9 protein-coding genes and 9 pseudogenes are annotated in these 17820 nt (G+C 60.9%); 7 read left to right on the top strand and 11 right to left on the bottom strand.

Features of this window, described 5'->3' with window-relative positions; genetic code table 11:
• Window positions 1-5: 5 nt before the first annotated feature.
• Entirely contained in the window at window positions 6-1016 is a 1011-nt protein-coding gene (locus AC0V8S_RS35625) for a thiamine pyrophosphate-dependent dehydrogenase E1 component subunit alpha (RefSeq protein ID WP_475438999.1), read from the bottom strand.
• Window positions 1017-1757: 741 nt separating this feature from the next.
• Here AC0V8S_RS35625 and AC0V8S_RS35620 point away from each other — a divergent pair.
• On the top strand, window positions 1758-1949 hold the full coding sequence (locus AC0V8S_RS35620; RefSeq protein WP_475438998.1) for a hypothetical protein: 192 nt from the start codon (window positions 1758-1760) through the stop codon (window positions 1947-1949).
• Between the two features lie 1141 nt (window positions 1950-3090).
• Here the strand turns inward: AC0V8S_RS35620 and AC0V8S_RS35615 are convergent.
• The 5 genes and pseudogenes from AC0V8S_RS35615 to AC0V8S_RS35595 all read right to left on the bottom strand — a co-directional run.
• Window positions 3091-3546: pseudogene (locus AC0V8S_RS35615) on the bottom strand (ATP-grasp domain-containing protein); the annotation flags it as partial.
• A 48-nt stretch (window positions 3547-3594) separates the two neighbouring features.
• On the bottom strand, window positions 3595-3975 hold the full coding sequence (locus AC0V8S_RS35610) for a hypothetical protein (protein ID WP_475439191.1): 381 nt from the start codon (window positions 3973-3975) through the stop codon (window positions 3595-3597).
• Window positions 3976-3999: 24 nt separating this feature from the next.
• Window positions 4000-4163, bottom strand: a pseudogene (locus tag AC0V8S_RS35605) (IS110 family transposase); the annotation flags it as partial.
• Window positions 4164-4274: 111 nt separating this feature from the next.
• Window positions 4275-4518: pseudogene (locus tag AC0V8S_RS35600) on the bottom strand (leucine zipper domain-containing protein); the annotation flags it as partial.
• A 301-nt stretch (window positions 4519-4819) separates the two neighbouring features.
• Window positions 4820-5785, bottom strand: coding sequence for a LysR family transcriptional regulator (locus AC0V8S_RS35595; RefSeq protein ID WP_475438997.1), 966 nt, complete (start codon window positions 5783-5785; stop codon window positions 4820-4822).
• A 118-nt stretch (window positions 5786-5903) separates the two neighbouring features.
• Here AC0V8S_RS35595 and AC0V8S_RS35590 point away from each other — a divergent pair.
• Together AC0V8S_RS35590 and AC0V8S_RS35585 are read left to right on the top strand one after the other, a co-directional pair.
• Window positions 5904-7011, top strand: a pseudogene (locus AC0V8S_RS35590) (Gfo/Idh/MocA family protein).
• Window positions 7012-7188: 177 nt separating this feature from the next.
• Window positions 7189-8205: pseudogene (locus AC0V8S_RS35585) on the top strand (IS256 family transposase); the annotation flags it as partial.
• Window positions 8206-8335: 130 nt separating this feature from the next.
• Here AC0V8S_RS35585 and istB read toward each other — a convergent pair.
• Together istB and istA are read right to left on the bottom strand one after the other, a co-directional pair.
• Window positions 8336-9152: pseudogene (istB, locus tag AC0V8S_RS35580) on the bottom strand (IS21-like element helper ATPase IstB).
• Window positions 9149-10663 carry an IS21 family transposase gene (gene istA, locus AC0V8S_RS35575; RefSeq protein ID WP_475437506.1) on the bottom strand — a complete coding sequence of 505 codons (1515 nt, stop codon included), beginning with the start codon at window positions 10661-10663 and terminating at the stop codon, window positions 9149-9151. Before istA ends, istB begins: the two are co-directional and overlap by 4 nt.
• Before the next feature lie 194 nt (window positions 10664-10857).
• Between istA and AC0V8S_RS35570 the strand changes: the two are divergent.
• A pseudogene (locus tag AC0V8S_RS35570) lies at window positions 10858-11112 on the top strand (IS256 family transposase); the annotation flags it as partial.
• Window positions 11113-11593: 481 nt separating this feature from the next.
• Window positions 11594-11726 (top strand): annotated as a pseudogene (locus tag AC0V8S_RS35565) (GFA family protein); the annotation flags it as partial.
• A 787-nt stretch (window positions 11727-12513) separates the two neighbouring features.
• On the opposite strand, the gene AC0V8S_RS35560 reads toward AC0V8S_RS35565, so the two are convergent.
• Window positions 12514-13326, bottom strand: coding sequence for an SDR family NAD(P)-dependent oxidoreductase (locus AC0V8S_RS35560; protein WP_475438996.1), 813 nt, complete (start codon window positions 13324-13326; stop codon window positions 12514-12516).
• Between the two features lie 219 nt (window positions 13327-13545).
• On the opposite strand from AC0V8S_RS35560, the gene AC0V8S_RS35555 reads away from it, so the two are divergent.
• Entirely contained in the window at window positions 13546-13923 is a 378-nt protein-coding gene (locus AC0V8S_RS35555) for a hypothetical protein (RefSeq protein WP_475438995.1), read from the top strand.
• A gap of 192 nt (window positions 13924-14115) precedes the next feature.
• Here AC0V8S_RS35555 and AC0V8S_RS35550 read toward each other — a convergent pair whose 3' ends face one another.
• The gene (locus tag AC0V8S_RS35550; RefSeq protein WP_475438994.1) at window positions 14116-14823 is read right to left on the bottom strand and encodes a class I SAM-dependent DNA methyltransferase; all 708 of its coding nucleotides are present in this window, start codon (window positions 14821-14823) and stop codon (window positions 14116-14118) included.
• A 624-nt stretch (window positions 14824-15447) separates the two neighbouring features.
• Here AC0V8S_RS35550 and AC0V8S_RS35545 point away from each other — a divergent pair.
• Window positions 15448-16394, top strand: a protein-coding gene (locus AC0V8S_RS35545) for an IS630 family transposase (protein ID WP_464615147.1) whose coding sequence is annotated in 2 segments (ribosomal slippage) — window positions 15448-15796 and window positions 15796-16394 — 948 coding nt in all. Because the reading frame shifts where the segments join, the coding sequence is not laid out codon by codon here.
• Window positions 16395-17428: 1034 nt separating this feature from the next.
• On the opposite strand, the pseudogene AC0V8S_RS35540 reads toward AC0V8S_RS35545, so the two are convergent.
• Window positions 17429-17641: pseudogene (locus AC0V8S_RS35540) on the bottom strand (transposase domain-containing protein); the annotation flags it as partial.
• Window positions 17642-17820: the final 179 nt, after the last annotated feature.

Here is a 17820-nt window from a genome sequence, read left to right as displayed (position 1 = left end):
GTCGACTAATTCCTCTCCGCCACGAAGCAGTAATGGCCTGGAGGGGGTGAGTTGAACATATTGTCGGGCAAAGTTGCGGGCCGAGGCATGGGGCTGGCCAAAGCAAATTGTACAGCCTGCTTAATGGCTTCGGCGACTTCGTTCTCGATTGCTCTCAAACTCATTTCATTTACGCCTTCTTCGAGGAGTACAGTACGATATAGCAAAATCGGATCGCATTCGCGTTTGTGAGCCTCGACTTCTTCAATCGATCGATAAGGCTCTCCCGGGATCACCAAGCCGAAATTGTGCTCATCGAACCGATAGGTGTTGGCTACTATCAGAGTAGGCCCCTCGCCCGCGCGTGCTCGCGTGACGGCCTGTGCCGCAGCTTCATAGACGGCGCCCACACCCTGCCCGTCTACCGTTACCGCTGGCATGCCGTAGCCCGCCGCGCGCAGCGCGATGTCCGGCTGCCCGTGGCTTTGCGCCACCGAGGTGGTCATTGCATAGCCGTTGTTCTCGCAATGATAGATGACTGGAAGCTTCCACAGCGACGCCATGTTGAGACTCTCGTGGAAGGTGCCCTGGTTCACCGCCCCATCGCCGAAGAAGCAAAGCGTAACCTGATCCACGCCGCGCACCTTGGCGCTGAACGCGCATCCTGTAGCAAGAGGAATGCCGCCTCCGACGATCCCCGATTCGCTGACGATCCCGACCGAATTGTCCGCAAAGTGCATTGAACCGCCGCGCCCCTTGCAAATGCCGCCCTCCTTTCCCATCAACTCGGCCATGAGCGTGTCCAAATGCGCACCCTTCCCGATCGGATGGCCGTGCGAACGATGCGTTCCGGTCATTCCGTCATCGTCCCGAAGGGCGAGACATGCCCCTACGATGGCGGCTTCCTGACCCACGCTCGAGTGGAACCAACCAGGGACCATCCTACCTTCAAACTGGCGCATACCCTCTTCTTCGAATCGACGGATGCGAAGCATCCTCCGATATGCCTCTAATCTCCGGTCACCGTTTAACTGCATGATCCGTTGCTCCAATGTCTAAGCTAAGATGCCGCGTGGGATGGCAGAGCGCAGGTCCTGTAAATCGTCTGGCTTATTCATCCATTTTCCTGACTCTCCAATAATCCGGACAAAAGAGCGTGCCGACAAACTATGGGGTTGGGCAATAAATTGAGGCTGTGGGGCTTCACCTCTTGCGATTTCGTTGTAAGGGAGGTCTTGGCTGCTCCTCGTCTTCGCCCTCCAACAACCAGTCGGTATGGTGATTGGGGCGCCTTCGGAAGTCCCGGCTCGCAGAACTGATTCAGCGCATTGTAGAAGGTTGCTGGTGAGACTCTGACCTTGCCCAGGGACCTTTGATGGATTTCTTCGGCGCGCGCATGCGGATGAAGATCGGTCAACGGCAAATCGGCGAGCGCCTCGATGGTGCCTCAGACCAGTCATACGCAATACGGCTATCGAGCACGGACCTCTGGAGTGGACCATGTCCCGATGAATAGCGCCGGTCTTCTCAGGCGCTTGTACGGAGCCTCGCGGTGTCAGCAATGTCCTTGTTCCTATTTTTCTACGCACTTTCTCTGGTGCCTAAAGAGTCTGAAGCAAGCGCCGCGCCATTTAACCTAAGGCTATGCAATCACATTGGTTTTGCAGCGACGAGGCCTTCCCGCACAAATTCGCAAACCTTCTTTTGCTCGAAACAGGACAAGAATGTCGAAGCCCAAACAAAAGAATGCGGCCCGGTCGCGGGTACGGACAAGCAGCTTGACTGCCCTGAAACGTCGTCGGTCTGCTCTTCAGGACATTGCGCAATTACGCCACCCGGTGTGTCTCGATCACCTGCAGCGCAGCCTCGACACCAAGCGGCTGGAGCAGCTTTTTGAGCTTCGCGTCAACGGCAAGATGAACACCCGCAGCGAACGAGCAGCCGTCAGGCCCGCGAAGCCATGCCGATGATCCGCCAATCGCAGGCGACTCTGTCCTCAAAACGGGCGCTTCTAATCCGGTGGGAGAATGGCGTTCCGATTGACATTCGGCACTTGCACAACGGCGACTGAGCCTGCCTCAGACCCCGAGAGCAAGATGGAAGGCGGCTCACGGCGCACTCTTTCATGACATGATGGAGTGTGCGTGATTTCTGAAAATCGGCGTTAGCTATGTGCGGCTCGCGGAAGGCCTCGGCGCGATTGCACCGTTCCCCCGCAGGCGCAAACTCTGCTTGTTTCCCCGCTGGCGCAGAACGGTGGAGAACGCGGTGATCCCACATTTGCGCAGTGCCCGAGGACGCACCAGCCCCGGTCACTTTCGCGCCGATCGCTGTCATCTGCCTTCCCTCGTATAACGATTGGTCAAAGCTCTCTCGCCATGAATGACCGCGCGGAAGTCTGCCCGCTTTCGCGTCAGGCAATGTTTCAGCCCGTATCCCGTCCATTACAGCCGGGCATTCGCTTTTCCGCATTCCTTTACCCACAACGCCAACAGCGTTCCTTATGTCCGCCTGCCGTTACCGGCAGCACTATGGGCTTACCCTGTTCCGCATAAGTCTCCGAGCGGGGCGGACCCTTCCTCTTCGCCGGCGGCTGATCGTCAATGGTGGCCCAGTATTCAGAGACAACGCCTCACCGCGTACCGTTTTTGTTCAAGCCTGTCAGCACATTTGGCTTGTTAAAGATCACAACGTTTATCGGAAGTTCACATACGTTGGTCGTACCCGCTCGTCCCTTGCTCCTCTCCGCCCTCGTGCTGGCAGATTCCGCCTTGCCTCACGGGTCGGCGTACCGGATATCCGGCGGCAACGTTGTCCCAAGAGCTTCACACCAAACTGTTACCGGCTCGGCATGTCCGGGTAGGGAACGGCTGATGGAACAGCCGGTTTCTTCAGGCAATATCTCTTCGTGTGAAGCACAAAATAACGCGACTTGCAGGTCGCACAAACACGTTCTTCGCCAAATCCCTCAATCGTGCTAACTTCCACCGGCGCCCCTATCTTTTCGGTACTTGTCATCCACCATCCTGACAGATCCATGCCAACCGAGGCGCGCGCACATCATCAAACCCGTCTCTCGTGCTCTCAATTGCAAGCAATGTTGGGCGACGATCATCTCTTACCTGGGGCCACCTGCGCTGGTGCGGGGACGCCAGGGGCCGCAGGTTGTTCCCGTTCGACAAGGTTCGAAAATGGTGTGATCGACCAACTGATTAAGTCGATGGCAGGCTGAAGTATCGCCTCGGTCTGAGCCAGATTTGGCGATGCGGCGATGACATATCCAATGCGGTCTCGATAATCTTCTTTCCTGACGATCGGCTTCTTGGTTCGACACACAATTTCACCTCGGCGGCACCTGGGACAGCCTGTCGCCATCGATCCAATCGAGGGTGCCATCGCGATCAGGAAACGAGGAACCGCATGGCCGCGGTTTCCGAATGGCTTTTGCAAATTCCATTCGTCACCGATCACAAGCTTGATGTGCTCGGTGACGAGATCGACACCATAAGCCAGCTGAACCAGTTCAGGAGCGGGCGAACCCGCAAGACGCGGATTGATTTCAATGACGCTGGCCGAGGTTTGTAGCCCTGTCGCGCAGCCTATGATCGTCGCACCTCATCTGCGGCGCCCGAGCGCCCCTTCGGCGATTGCTGTTTCCATGTAGCGACGAAGCGACGGTAGACTTCCTCGGCGTTGCCGATCGCTGTCGCGCACCGACTTGTTCCTGTAGTCGGCAGCAGATCCCTCTGTCTTGCCGCCGCGAAGAGACGGATAGCCGGCGGTCAATTCCAGCTTTCGGAGCTTCCAATCCAGGAGCGCCGAGCGGCTCCAGATGTAGTTTTCGTCCTTGGTCAGCATGTGCCAGACGATGACCGCCAGCTTGCGCGCAGTCGCGACCGCGGCAACGTGCTTACCTCGCTTGTCGCGGATGCGCATGAAGAAGGCCCGCAACGAGCCAGGCACGCCGGAAATGACCCACGCCGCCTCGACCAGCATCGATCGCGCGTGGGCTCGGCCTTGTTTGGTGATGCGGCCGTGATAGGCCGGCTTGTCGCCGGACTGCCGGACCCGCGGGTTGAGCCAAAATAGCTGACAAGCTTTTCAGGTGATGAGAACCGTTCGACATCGCCAATGGCCGCCACGATACTCAGCGCGACCGTGACGTTCACGCCGGTGATCGTCATCAGTCGCTTGACCCGAGGCTCCTGGATGGCCGTCAGCGCGAGACTGTCGTCTACTTGTGCAAGCTCACCACCAAGGCGATCGAGTTCACCGGCGTGCCAGGACGACACGGCGCCGGTCCAACGTTGCCGCCGCATCGCCACAATGCGCCTGTGGCATATGGGCAGGCCGTGAGGAACGGTCGACCATGCCGGCCCGCCCTTCGGCCTTATAGCGCAGCGCGCCACGATCTTGGCCGACACCTCACACCTCATAGACGCGCGCCGCATGGGCTTTGGAAAAAGCGCCTTCTATCACCGCCAGCGCCATCTCCTCTCGATGCAGCGGCGTGAGACGGGCATTCTTCTGGATGTTCATTCAGGCCCACCGATGGATGCTGAAGCCTTGGTAACTCCAGTCTCCTCGGTCCGGTCCGAATGCCACGATGTCGCCGTTCCCGGGCGAGGATGCACAAACCGCGTTGCGATCGGGCAAACAGGTTGGCTGTGGCTTTGCAGCGTCGCCTCAACGCGGTTTTGACCAGCAAGGAACCGAGCTAGGTGTGAGCTTTCGTTGTCAAACGAGGCTGCTGGCGGTTCTCGACGCAGTTTCGGAAGCCGCCGCGCTTAGTTTGAAGGTGCACGACCACCTGGTCTCGAGGGGAAAGATGCTGAGACGTCTAAAGCGGCGGCGCGGCAACTCGAAGCTCCCGCGGCTGACCGATGACGTCGGAGATCTCCGACGCCGGCGGCGAGAAGCGTTCGACGAGTTCATCGACTGTGAACCGGATTTTCGGTGCGAGCGCCCTCGTGGTCGGCCAGATGGCATGGATGGGAGCGGTTTCGACAAGGTTGACTGAGAGCACACGCTCGAGGTCGCCGCTTGCAAGCGCCTTCGCTATGAGCCAGGTTGGCAGGAAGGCAATGCCGCAGCCTTCGAGCACGGCGTCCAGCATCGGCTCGCCATGGCCGAGCACGATGCGTCCCCGCGGCATGTATTTCCGCAGCCGGCCGGAAGCGTCGCCGACCAGCCATGGCGTCACGAATCCATCGCGCCCGTAGACGATTAGCGAATGGCCGTCGAGATCGTCGATCGTCTGTGGTCGGCCGTTGCGCCCGAGATACGCCGGAGCGGCGCAGATCACCGAGCGTTGGACGCAAAGGCGCCGGACGGTCAGCCCGGCGCTGTTGCCAAGTTCGCCCACGCGGATCGCGATGTCGATCCCTTCCTGGACAAGATCGACGCGACGGTCGTTGAAGGAAATGTCCAGCGTCAGATCGGGGAAGCGCGCCGCGATATCGAAAAGGATCGGCGCGGCGCAGCGCCGCCCGAAGGCGAGCGGCAGGTCGACCCTGAGCCGTCCGGAAGGGACTCCCCGATGCGCGGCCAGTTGCGCTTGGCCGGCATCCAGGGCCGCCAGCGCCTCGACGCATGCCCGATAATATGCCTCGCCCTCGACGGTCGGGCCAAGGGTGCGTGTCGTCCGGTTGAGAAGCCGTGCGCCAAGCCGCGCTTCCATCACCGCAACCGCCTTGCCGACGGCGGAAGCTGTCACGCCCAAGCGCCGCGCGGCGCAGGTGAAGCTGCCCGTTTCCACCGTGTGAACAAAAGGGAGCAGGCCTTGCAGGCTGCCGGGTTCTAACATGGGCTCAATGGCTACTGGAAATTCACTCCTGAAACAATGTCCGAGTTTTCGTTATTCCGGAAAGTTGATCTGCAATAGCTTGGGAAGAGTCAGAAACAGTGCGAAGGAGACGGACGTCATGCCAGGACAACACTTCAAGGTCGGCATCGTCGGATTGCAGCCGGGCAGGAGCTGGGCCGCGCGGGCTCATATCCCCGCGCTTCGCGCGCTATCCGACACCTTCGAGATTGTCGGTGTCGCCAACACGAACAGGGCCAGCGCCGAGGCGGCCGCCGCCGCCACCGGACTGCCGAAGGCCTTCGATGACGTCGCCGATCTGATCGCGGCGCCGGAGGTCGACATCGTCACCGTCACGGTGAAGGTGCCCCCGCACCTGGAGATCGTGAAGGCGGCGATCAACGCGGGCAAGCACGTCTATTGCGAATGGCCGCTCGGCAACGGCCTGGCCGAAGCCGAGGAAATGGCGGCGCTCGCCAGTGCCAAAGGGGTGCTGGCCGTGGTTGGAACCCAGGCCCGCGTTGCCCCCGAGTTGGAGCATCTGAGGCAGTTGATTGCCGACGGCTTCGTCGGCGAAGTGCTGTCGACCACTCTGGTCGCGCGGGGCGGCGGCTGGGGCGGCTCCATCGCGGAAAAGAAGGTGAGCGCCTATCTGCTGGACCGCGCCAACGGCGCCACCATGCTGACGATCCCGGTGGGGCATACGCTGGCAGCGCTCAGGGACGTGCTCGGCGAGATTGCTGAAGTGTCCGCGGTGCTGGCCACGCGACGGACCTCGGCGCTCGCCGCCGATACGGGGGAGACGCTCCCTGTATCTGCCCCGGACCAGGTGCTGGTCAGCGGCGTCCTCGCGAGCGGCGCGCCCCTCTCCATTCACTACCGCGGCGGCACGGCGCGGGACGACGACGGCCTCTTCTGGGAGATCAACGGCACGGAGGGCGACATCCGTGTGTCGGGTCCCCGGCCACGCGCAGATGGTACAACTGTCCCTCAAGGGCGCGCGGGGCGATGAGAAGGCATTCCGCCCGCTGGAGGTTCCCGCCACATACCGTTCCGGCTGGCCGGCAGACGTCGAGCCAGGGAATGTCGCCCGAGTCTATGCCAGGATGGCCCAGGATCTCCGCGAGGGCACCCGCACTGCGCCGAGTTTCGACGACGCCGTGGCAGTGCATCGCGTCATCGCCGCAATCGAAAGAGCAGCCGAAAGCGGAAGTCGGACCACGCCGTGATTCTGGCGAGATTCTGGCACGACGAGGTAGGCTGAGGTCGATTCGTAGAGCGGTCCTGCGGCAGTCGTCCTCCTTCGGCGAGCTATGGCTGAAACTGGGTGATGACGGTTTGAGAAGGGCGGCGTATCGAGGCGGGTGATGAAGCCTGCCAGAACCTCTCAAGGAGAGCGATACGCCATGAACGAGACTATCAACATTGTTCGCCTTCGTCAGCCCGACGAAATCGATGATCCCCTGACGGATGTGCTTCGCACCGGCGCGCGCAAATTGCTGGCGCAGGCGATCGAGATGGAGGCCGAAGCGTTTCTTGCCGAGATGCGGGATCTCAAGCTTCCGGACGGACGTGACCGGCTGGTCCGGCACGGTCACGGGCCGGAGCGGAGCATCCAGACGGGGATCGGGGCGGTGCCCGTCAGCCGGGTGAAGGTCCGGGATCGCGGCGCGAACGGTGAAGCGGAGCGCATCCGTTTTTCCTCATCGATCCTGCCGAAATGGGCGCGTCGGACACGAAGTCTGGATGCGCTTCTTCCCGTTCTCTATCTGCGCGGCATTTCGACGGGCGACTTTCAGGAAGCTCTGGCAGCTCTGTTGGGCAAGGAGGCGCCGAACCTCTCACCCTCGGTGATCACGCGACTGACGGCGGAGTGGGGCATCGAATACGATCGTTGGCAAAAGCGCGATCTTTCGGCGCGCCGCTATGTGTATGTGTGGGCGGACGGGGTCTACCTGCAGGCCCGGATGGAAGATCATGCCGAATGCATGCTGGTCCTGATCGGCGCCACGCCCGAGGGCAAGAAAGAGCTGCTCGGCTTCCAGACCGGCATTCGTGAGAGCGCACAGAGCTGGCGCGAGCTGCTGGTCGACGTCAAGCGTCGTGGCCTGCAGATCGCGCCCGATCTTGCCGTCGGCGACGGCGCGCTTGGCTTCTGGAAAGCGCTCGATGAGCTCCTTCCCGGCACCAAGCACCAGCGATGCTGGGTGCACAAGACAGCCAACGTGCTCAACAAGGTGCCGAAATCGGTGCAGGCCGCCATGAAGACGGACTTGCGCGAAATCTTTTCCGCCCCGAACCGAGCCTCAGCCGAGACGGCGATTGCCGTCTTTGTCGAGAAATATGATGCGAAATACGGCAAGGCGGTCGACTGCCTGACCAAAGATCAGAATGCCTTGCTGGCGTTCTACGATTTCCCCGCCGTATAGCGCGACAATCTGGGAGAGAAGCGCGCGACAATCTGGATGAGAATCTGGTATCGCGGCGCTGGTGATGATCGCGGCATTGATTGTCGCGCGCAAGAGGTTTTATCGGTTTGATTGTCGCGGCGCGTCAATCAGGAGCGACGTTCGCGGGCGTCGCATATGACGGCGGCCTGCCTGGCCCTCGCTTTCGCTCCATGGCCTCGCGGCGCCTGTAGCTCTCGACATTCAGTTCGAAGATTGTCGCGTGGTGGACAAGGCGGTCGACCGCGGCGAGCGTCATGGCGGGATCCGGGAAAACGTTCCCCCCATTCGCCGAAGGGCTGGTTGGCGGTGATGAGCATGGAGCGCCGCTCGTAGCGGGCGCTGATGAGCTCGAACAGCACGCTGGTCTCGGCCTGGTCCTTGGTGACATAGGCAAGGTCGTCGAGAATCAGCAGGTGGAAGCGGTCGAGCCGATTGATGGCGGCTTCGAGACCGAGCTCCCGGCGCGCGACCTGAAGCTTCTGAACGAGATCGGTGGTGCGAGTGAACATGACCCGCCACCCGTTCTCGATGAGGGCGAGGCCGATGGCCGAGGCGAGATGACTCTTCCCGCCGCCGGGCGGGCCGAACAGAAGCAGGTTCGCTCCCTTCTCGAGCCAGCTGTCGCCGGCGGTGATCGCCATCACCTGCGCCTTTGAGATCATCGGCACCGCCTCGAACTCGAAAGCATCGAGGGTCTTTCCCGGCAACAGGCGGGCTTCGGCGAGATGCCGCTCGATGCGGCGTCGATCGCGTTCGGCCATCTCGTGCTCGGTGATCGCGGCGAGAAAGCGGGCGGCGGGCCAGCCTTCCTTGTCGGCCTGTTCGGCAAACAGCGGCCACATAACCTTGATGGCCGGCAGGCGCAGTTCGTTGAGGAGCAAGCTCACCCTGGCGGAATCGACAGCGGGGTTCGTCTTCATGCCGCATCTCCTGTCAGGTTGGGGCCAAGCAGGGCTTCATAGGCGTTGAGCGGAGCAAGACGCACGACGACACTCGGCAGCCGGGCGGGATCCGGCGCGAACCGTTCCCGCAAAGCAGCCATGTTGGGCAATCGCCGTGCCTGTAGCGAGGCGGTCAGTTGATCAGCCAGTTCGCTCTCGCAGCCGCGCTCGTGCGCCATTGCGAGAAGCTCGACCATGGTGCGGCAGGCCTGCCGCTCAGGCAGTCGCTCTATGAGCACGTCGAAGGTTCGCCGGTAGGCCTCGCGGGGGAAGAGCTGGTCACGATAGACGAGGTTGAGCAGCGCCATCGGCTTGCGGCGCAGCGAATGGATGACATGCCGATAATTGACGACCTGGTCGTGCTTGCCGTTTGAAGAGGCGCGCCCGCGCGGCAGCGTCATGAGCTGCGTGCCGCCGATGAAGATATCCAGCCGATCATCGAAAAGCCGCACTCTGAGGCGGTGGCCGATCAGGCGTGAGGGCACGGTGTAGAACACCTTGCGCAGCGTGAACCCGCCCGATGACGTGATGCGCACGGTGACCTCCTCGTAGTCGGAAGTGCGCCGGACGGGCAGTTCCTGGAGTTCGGCCCGCTCGACGTCGATGCGCTTGGAGTTGCGAGCATTCACGCGGCTGACGATCTCGTCGACAAAGCGACGATAGGCTGCCAGGTCGTCGAAATCGCTCGATCCCCGCATCAGCAGCGCGTCATTGATCGCCCGCTTGAGATGGCCGTGCGGGCCTTCGACGGAGCCGTTCTCATGCGCGATGCCGCGATTGTTGCGGGAAGGGGTCATGCCGTAGTGGCCGCACAGTTCGTCGTAGCGGCGCGTCAGGTCCTCCCGGGCGTCCTTATCCAGGTTGCGGAACGCCGCCGACAGGCTGTCGCTGCGATGCTCGCGGGGAGCTCCGCCGAGCGACCACAGCGCGTTCTGCAGGCCTTCCGCCAGAGCGACGAAACTCTCGCCGCCGAGCACGACATGCGCATGCTCGAAGCCGGAATAGGCGAGCCGGAAATGGTAGAGCCGGTGATCGAGTGGCTGGCCCACGATCGTGACGCCGGCGGCGGCCATGTCGGTGAAATCCGACAATCCCATGCGCCCGGGTACGTGAACCTGCCGGAAAATGACCTCCTGTTCCTCGCCATGGACGGCGCGCCAGGCTCGGACCCGGCGCTCGATCGTGCGGCGAATGCCGGCTCCAAGCTCGGGATGACGCCGGATCATCTCGTCGAAGATGGCGATCGCCCGAATGCCCGGAGCTGCCCTCAGCATGGGTACGACCTCGGCTTCGAAAATATCGGCGAGAGGGTCGGCACGGCGCCGTTGCCGCGGCGCCTTCTTCTGTGAGGGCAGTCTCGAATCCTTCTCGATGCGATAGGCCGTGGCGATACTGATCGACGCCTTCGCCGCCGCGACTGCCGTCGTATTGGTCTGCCGGAACTTCATGAAAAGCCTCATCTGGTGATCGGTTACATGGCGGCCGGGCACAAAGTGATTCCTCCAAATCGGAAAAACCACCGGCATACCCGGTCGACCGTGATCACCAGACGAACGCCCCCGATAAGGAGCGCGCCGCCGGCGGATTGAAACTCCGGTCGGGCTACGCCCTCCCTGCGTTCCAATCCGCCGGCATTCTCATCCTGATTGACGCTGCGCTCTCACGTTGATTGCCGCGCCGCACCGCCGAACATTGGGATCATCTGCGAACGTCCAATCCCATCGAGAGCGTCTTTGCGACCGTTCGCCATCGCACGGTGCGTACCAAGGGCTCACTCTCCTCGAAAACCGCCAGGCTGATGGTCTTCAAGCTGGTCATGGCCGCGGCCAGGACGTGGCGACGACTGAAAGGACAAAATCAGTTGCCTAAACTCATCGCAGGTGCAACGTTCCAGGATGGAATCGAGGTCATTGAACTGAAGCCGCAGAGCGCCGCTTGATCAGCCTCGTCACCCAAATTGCTGCATAGCTCTCCTTCGGCTGATGTCGCGCCACAGCGCGTTCGATGGGCGGACGGGTCTTCGAACCCTTCAAACCGTAGCGGAAGTTATGGCTTGAGGCAACTTCGACTGAATACCTGGCGCTCGTCCGCCTTAGTGGACAACTGCCTTAAACAACAGCGGACGGATGCTCCAGGTCTCCCTGGACGGCTTTGGGTTAGCCCTGTGTCCCCGAGGATCTGGCCCTCCTTCACCTCGCCGATGGGCTCTTGCACCGTCTGTGCTTAAGAACTAGTGACGGGCTATCCCAGAGTTCCACCTCTACTATCCAAGCCGCCGCCAAGCTTCACCGGCCTTTGGTGGTCGATGGCAATGCGATATCGGCAGGGCTAGCGTCCTGTGTGGCGACTGCGCGCCTTCTGGAGCGGAAGATCCGAAGCTCGTGGAAGACGTTGACCAACTATGGAAGGAGCGATTTTGGATGAAAGTTGAGGGCAGGTGCCATTGCGGCGCGATCACCTATGAAGAAACCGGACACGCTCGCGATTTGCCACTGCCGCGATTGTCAGAGATTGAGTGGCGCGGCGTTTCGCGCGAACGTTCCGGCCCCCGCCAAGCGGATTTTTGTCGCCTTCACACTTCGGGAAGTGCTTCAGAACTTTCAACGGCCTCTGGCCGCAGCAGTGTCGCGCAACGACGCCGGCGGGTCGGACCCGGCCTCGGCTAGACAAGACGAAACTAAAGGATCGTTGCGGTCAGTTCGGTTAGGTCTACCGTTTCGGTGGGATGCCCGACCGAGACCAAAAGCCAGCAGGTTTATCTGCCTCGAATATAGGAAAACGTTCAAATCGCTGAAGCGTTGCAGCGACCGTGGTGGATGCTGGCGACCTGCCTCACGCCAAGGCGATGCGGAAGGGCCCAGGCAGCGCGCATTGGTTCTGCGCCGAACACGTCCGGCCGATCCCGAAGCGACGGCACATTCGCCCCCGGCGCCGGCGCCAAGCGCACAAAAGTCCCTCTGGATCATCACGCGCCTGGCCTCGAATGGCACCACGAACCCGCGCAAAGCGCACAAACTGGTCGCGATGTCTTCGCGCACCTGTTGGCGATGTCTCCGGTCCAAACAGGTCCCTTGTGGGGAGATCGCTCCCAAACCGCAATCCTAGGCCTTCCCGAGGCCACTGCTCATCGCCATAAATGTCGAATTTTCCTCTCGCCGATCGAGGATTTATCAACACCCTATACGAACGTATCCCTCTCGGAATCCAAACGACGTCGTCGTTCTCGACCTGCCCGTCTGCAAGAAGGCGATGGTCGACACCACGGTGCGGCTCAAGAGAGGTCCAGGATGATTTCGACGAGCGGCAGCCCCCCAAGCCATTCGAAGACGCCATCGAACCACTATGGCTGCGGCTTCGTGAGTTTGGCCCGATACTCTTCATCCAAGATGGCGGGCAGGGATATCTTTTTGGTGCGCGCGCCATCGACGGAGATCATTTCGCCACTGACGAAACTGGACTCCTCGCTAGCCAACCATAGGACCGTATTGGCTATCTCCTTTGGAGCGCCAATCCGTCCCACCGGGTGAAGTTGTCCCAATTCCCGCTCGATCAAGCTTCGGTCCGGGTGCATCTCGACGTACGCACGATTCAGGTCGGTATCGATCCAACCGGGGCAAACGGTATTGCAACGTATACCGTCAGGCCCGAGGTCAACGGCCAGTCCTAGCGTAAGACCATGCACGCCGGCCTTCGTGGCGGCGTAGGCAGTATGCCAGGGGTTGACCATATAGCCCTCGACCGACCCGATGTTGACGATCGTGCCCGACCCGATACGTCTCATTTCCGGGACCACATACTTGGCCATTAAAAACGGACCACGGAGGTTGACCGCCATAACCCTGTCCCAGTCCTCGGCAGTCTGTTCGTCAATGGACTCATGCATGACTACGCCGGCATTGTTGATCAGGACATCGATCCTGCCGAATTTCCGCAGGACCTCGTCAACGAATGTGCGTATCGAGACCTCCTTAGTGACGTCAAGAGACATATAGGTGAGCCTCTCGGCGCCGCCGGAATCGGCGGAGCGATCGTCACGGAAATCGCCGACGACAACCATGGCGTCTTCATCAGCGAGCCTCTCAGCAATTGCACGCCCTATGCCTCGGTTGCCACCGGTGACGATGGCAACTTTGCCTGATAGCCGATTACCCAAGAATTCCTCCTATCCTGCCGTGAAGCCGCCATCGATTGGAATAGCAACCCCTGTAATGTGCCTCGCCTCCTCGCTTGCGAGGTAGAGCATGTCGTCTGGTTGGCTGTTCCGGCCTGGTTGCCTATAGCGCGTCGAAGCGCGCCGTCGTTTTGCTGACGCGAGCCATCGCCCTTGACCACGCCAAAAGCAAATCAGCATCAATGCGCCGTGGATACGCCCATGCTTGTGTCGGCCCATAGCAAGCCGGTCAGCCTCGACGAGGTTCTCCAAAGAAATGTTGATTCAATACCCCAGGGCCGCGTGGCTACGCCGAAAGAAATCGCAAGTCTGACGATTGGAGGCAATGTTGACGATGCCGCCGCCGCCATTCGTCCTCATAGACTTCACTGCGGCGCGGCTAAAGTAAAACACACCGTTGACATTGGCGTCGAAAGTCTGGCGCCAATCATCATCCGAGGTTTCGATGGGGCTTCCACGCCGTATGATACCTGCACTGTTGAGCAAGACGCTGATTTTTCGAACCTTTCTACAGTAGAGTCAATCACTTGGTTGGCGAACGCCGAGTCAGTCACATCGCCGAGCATCAATTCGGCCTGACAATTGAGTTTCTGAACCGACTGCAAGGCTCTTTGGCCCCGCCCTCCCGATCGCGGCCAACCAATACGAGTGACGCCCCTGTACTTTCGTGGTGCCATGCTCAGAACCGAACTCCTGGCAGGGCATGCGCAGGCGCTCCTCGTGTCGCCTTGCATCTGCCAGTTGTCGTCAGCGTGATTTGCGGTATCGAGGTCATGGCCGCTCGTCCGCCGGTGCGCTGACCTTCTCGGGCACCCGGAAGACCCAATAGTGCGCGTCCTCCTCGGCGACGTATCTGCCGTTGCTTAGACACTGTGCCGGTATGAGGACGCCCTCATCCTGCAGACGCCGCACTTGGTCTTCAAAGGATGTCGTCTCCGCATAGCTCTTGCGGGTGCTTGCAATGACGAAGCCGTTCGGGCGGGTGACGCGCGCCAGCTCGCGCAATCCATCCGGTCGGACGTGTCCGAGCGTGAGGACGCCGCAGCAGACGGTTAGGTCATAGCTCGCGCTGGAGTAGTCGGAGAGCCGCCCGTTAAGGTCGACATCGCCTTGGGCATGGCGGTAGACGCCGGTTTGCCGGGCCTTTTCGGCCATCTCTTCGGAGAGATCGAACCCGTCAATCAACCGGAAGCCGAGGCGTTCCAGTTCCACGCCGACGAGCCCTGTTCCGCAGCCAGCGTCCAGGATTGCGATGGCATTTCGCTGCCCGGCCAAATAGGCCGTCTGCACGGCGCCTGCCAGTTCCGCCACGATCATGGGCCCGCAGTACCCGACGCGGGCCTGATCCAGATCGAAGGCACTCGCCCATCCGCGATATAAGTGGGCCAAGCGAACGGCATCGCCATCGAGGTCATGGGATGCCTTCATGCGCTCTCGTGCGGCTTGCTCCGGTGCTGTCTGCTGATCCAAGGTGTTCATAACAATTCCTCCGTGTAAGGGGCATATGGGGTGCGGCGCTGCATTCATGGGCGCGCAATGGCCGCGGCTGAAACCACGTACTATTCTTTGCCGCTACTCGGAGCATGGTTGTTTGACCATGCGAAGGCGTCTAGACACAAGGTAATCACGTCGACGTCCTCTAGCGGAAACATATGTCCACCCTCTCGGCTTGACCCGTCCGGCGGGATTGGTCAGCAATTCCTGACCTGGCTGCTGCCGGTCCTGCACCGACGCTCTCCGCGATAAGTCATCGACACTCCCAAGATGGGTGTCGGAAAAAAACGATTGGGTACTCTCAAGAGCGACTGTATCAGCGGCACGCAGGAGCAAAAAGGTGATTTTTGAGAATTTTATATAACACTAGGTTACAATTGTGAGACTTACGTCGTATTTCTACTTAATTTTCCAAAAATACACACCGACATACGCGTCGGTAACAACACTACTATAAGCCTTCCGCGTTGACGACGTTGCATTGGAAGCAATCCGCAGGGGAGCCGGGCAGGAGACTAGAGCATTTTCCGTGAACGCCGAGTCAGATTTGGGATTCACGCGGTGGCGGAAGTCTGTTTCATTTTCCCTGTGATTCGCAGGGAGATGACGATGACACGCAGCTTGAGTGCGGACCTTCGCGGTCGGGTGATTTTGGCGATATCGGAGGGTGTTTCGACGCGAGAGGCAGCACGCCGGTTCCGGATCGGGATTGCTACGGCGGGGAACTGGTATCGCCGCTATCGCGAGACAGGCGAGATGGCGGCCCGCAAGCAGGGCCAACCGTCGTGCTCGAAGCTTGATCCTCACGAAGCCTTCATCCTCGGCCTGATCGAGGAGACGCCCGACATCACTCTGGCGGAGATTGCCGAGAGGCTGGCGGCCGGGCATGGCGTGGGCGTGGTTCCTTCGACGATCTGGATGTTTCTCGACAGGCGCTGCGTCACGTTTAAAAAAAGACGGCGCATGCCAGCGAACAACAGCGCCCCGACGTCAAGGCGCGCCGTCGCGCCTGGTTCGACGGCCAGCTCGATCTCGACCCCGAGAAGCTGATCTTCATTGATGAGACTGCCGCCTCCACCAAGATGGCGCGGCTGCGCGGGCGGGCCAAACGTGGCGAACGCTGCCGTGCGCCGGTTCCTCATGGTCATTGGAAGACCACGACCTTCACCGCTGGACTGCGGCTGAACGGCCTGACCGCACCGATGCTGCTCGACGGGCCGATGAACGGCGCCGCCTTCCTGGCCTATGCCGAACAGGTGCTCGCACCTGAACTTTCTCCCGGCGACATCGTCGTCATGGACAACCTGCCGGCTCACAAGATCACCGGCGTTCGCGAGGCCATCCAAAGGACCGGCGCACGGCTTCTGTTGCTGCCGCCCTATTCGCCCGACTTCAATCCGATCGAGATGGCGTTCTCGAAGCTCAAGGCCCTACTCAGAAAAGCAGCTGCCCGCTCCATCGATCAACTCTGGTCCGTCATCGCCGACTGCCTCGACGCCTTCAAACCGGCCGAATGCCGAAACTACTTCGAGGCAGCCGGATATGACCCGGTGTAAGTCGAATCTGCTCTAGCCTCGATGCCGGGCCGGTACGCATTGGGGGGGCGTAAGTCGGTATCCTTGCGCGTCATTCTCAGATGCTCTTTTCGAGCTCTGGGGAAAACTGGAAGAGATGTCCCGTGATGCCACTGCGGCGACCTGAAGGACATTGCCACATCGCGATGCCTTCGGGACGGGCATCCACTCGAACAAATTTTGCCGCCGATCAGGGTTCCAACAGCAAGTTCTGTCATGACCATCTTTTGCGCAGAACCCGCCCAGCCGCTCAATCACCCGACCAGCGAGATTGCGGCCGCACATATAGGCTAGGCGTCGTCATTGATCATCTAATCTCCGTGTCCGGCACGCGCGTCGCCAGGAACGCCTGACGCAACTTCGATCGCCCGACGCGGAATGCGCTGAGGCGGTCATTGCAGATCTGGGTGGTGCAGCCGTTCTGGTTGGGTTGGCATTGCGCACCACCTCGGCCGACACCACAAGCTCGCGCACCAGGATTCGTCTCATAGCCTTGAAGTGGGAGCCCGCAACGCGTTCGCGGCCACTGTCACCTCGCGTCCCACGTGGTGGCGCTTGGCGCCGCGCCGACGGCACTTGCCTTGCCACACCTCGGCTGCGTCGCCTCCTCTGTGCCCGACGGCCTCGGTGGCTCGATCGGCGGACGCGGCGGCAGGTTCTTCAGCCACTTAGTCTCGTCCTTCAGCGTCTGGTTCTCCATCTCCAGGCTCTCGACCCGGCCTCGTCGATCAGCGGGTCAGTAGACGCGGTGTTGCAACCCTACCGCCCGAAATTTGTCCCGGTTACGATGGGCAGCAGCGTTTGCTTGCGAAAGGCGACGATGGCGCTTCCTCGACCGACAGCACTGTCGACCGCAGGTTGCTGGGGCTAGTCGGAAACCGGCCTGGAACCGCTGCGGCATTCCGACCGAAAGCGCTGCTGGCGCAGATCGCGGTGTGGAAATACGGTAAGCGCTCATTTCCATGCGCGTTGACGCGGCCCGTTTGACGGGGTCGCTGTCAGACGGCTGCATCGGATCATGCAGCGGCGGTTTTGGCGAAGTTGAAGGGCAGCAGGTCGGTGATGTCGGCGTCTGTGGCGCGCTGCGGCAATTCGCTGAGGACGTGGCGCAAGTAGGCCAAGGGCTCGACGCCACAGGCGCGGCAGGTCAGCATCAGGCTGTATATGACGGCGCTGGCCCTGGCTCCATCCACGGTATCGCTGAACAGCCAGGATTTTCTGCCGGTGGCCATCGCAGGGTCATTCTGCCCATGTCGGGCAGATGGTAGAGTTTCATTATCGCTGGCATCCATATTACGGCGGTCGTTTTCGGCATGAAGGTCGCGAGGACCGGGCCAATGGCGCGATCATCCGGGTAGAGATCAGGCCGGGTGAGATCATCCAGGTGGCGGAGTGGATGCTGGATCGG

This window comes from Mesorhizobium oxytropidicola, assembly GCF_056174625.1.
Note: the sequence above shows the minus strand (reverse complement) of the source record. Positions and strands in the feature narration are given on the sequence as shown.

Bases quoted from the DNA above. Each gene is read 5' to 3' on its own strand.
- AC0V8S_RS35625 (WP_475438999.1), bottom strand. From the start codon at position 1,016: ATGCAGTTAAACGGTGACCGGAGATTAGAGGCATATCGGAGGATGCTT.
- AC0V8S_RS35610 (WP_475439191.1), bottom strand. From the start codon at position 3,975: ATGCTGGTCGAGGCGGCGTGGGTCATTTCCGGCGTGCCTGGCTCGTTG.
- AC0V8S_RS35595 (WP_475438997.1), bottom strand. From the start codon at position 5,785: ATGTTAGAACCCGGCAGCCTGCAAGGCCTGCTCCCTTTTGTTCACACG.
- AC0V8S_RS35555 (WP_475438995.1), top strand. From the start codon at position 13,546: ATGCTTGTGTCGGCCCATAGCAAGCCGGTCAGCCTCGACGAGGTTCTC.
- AC0V8S_RS35550 (WP_475438994.1), bottom strand. From the start codon at position 14,823: ATGAACACCTTGGATCAGCAGACAGCACCGGAGCAAGCCGCACGAGAG.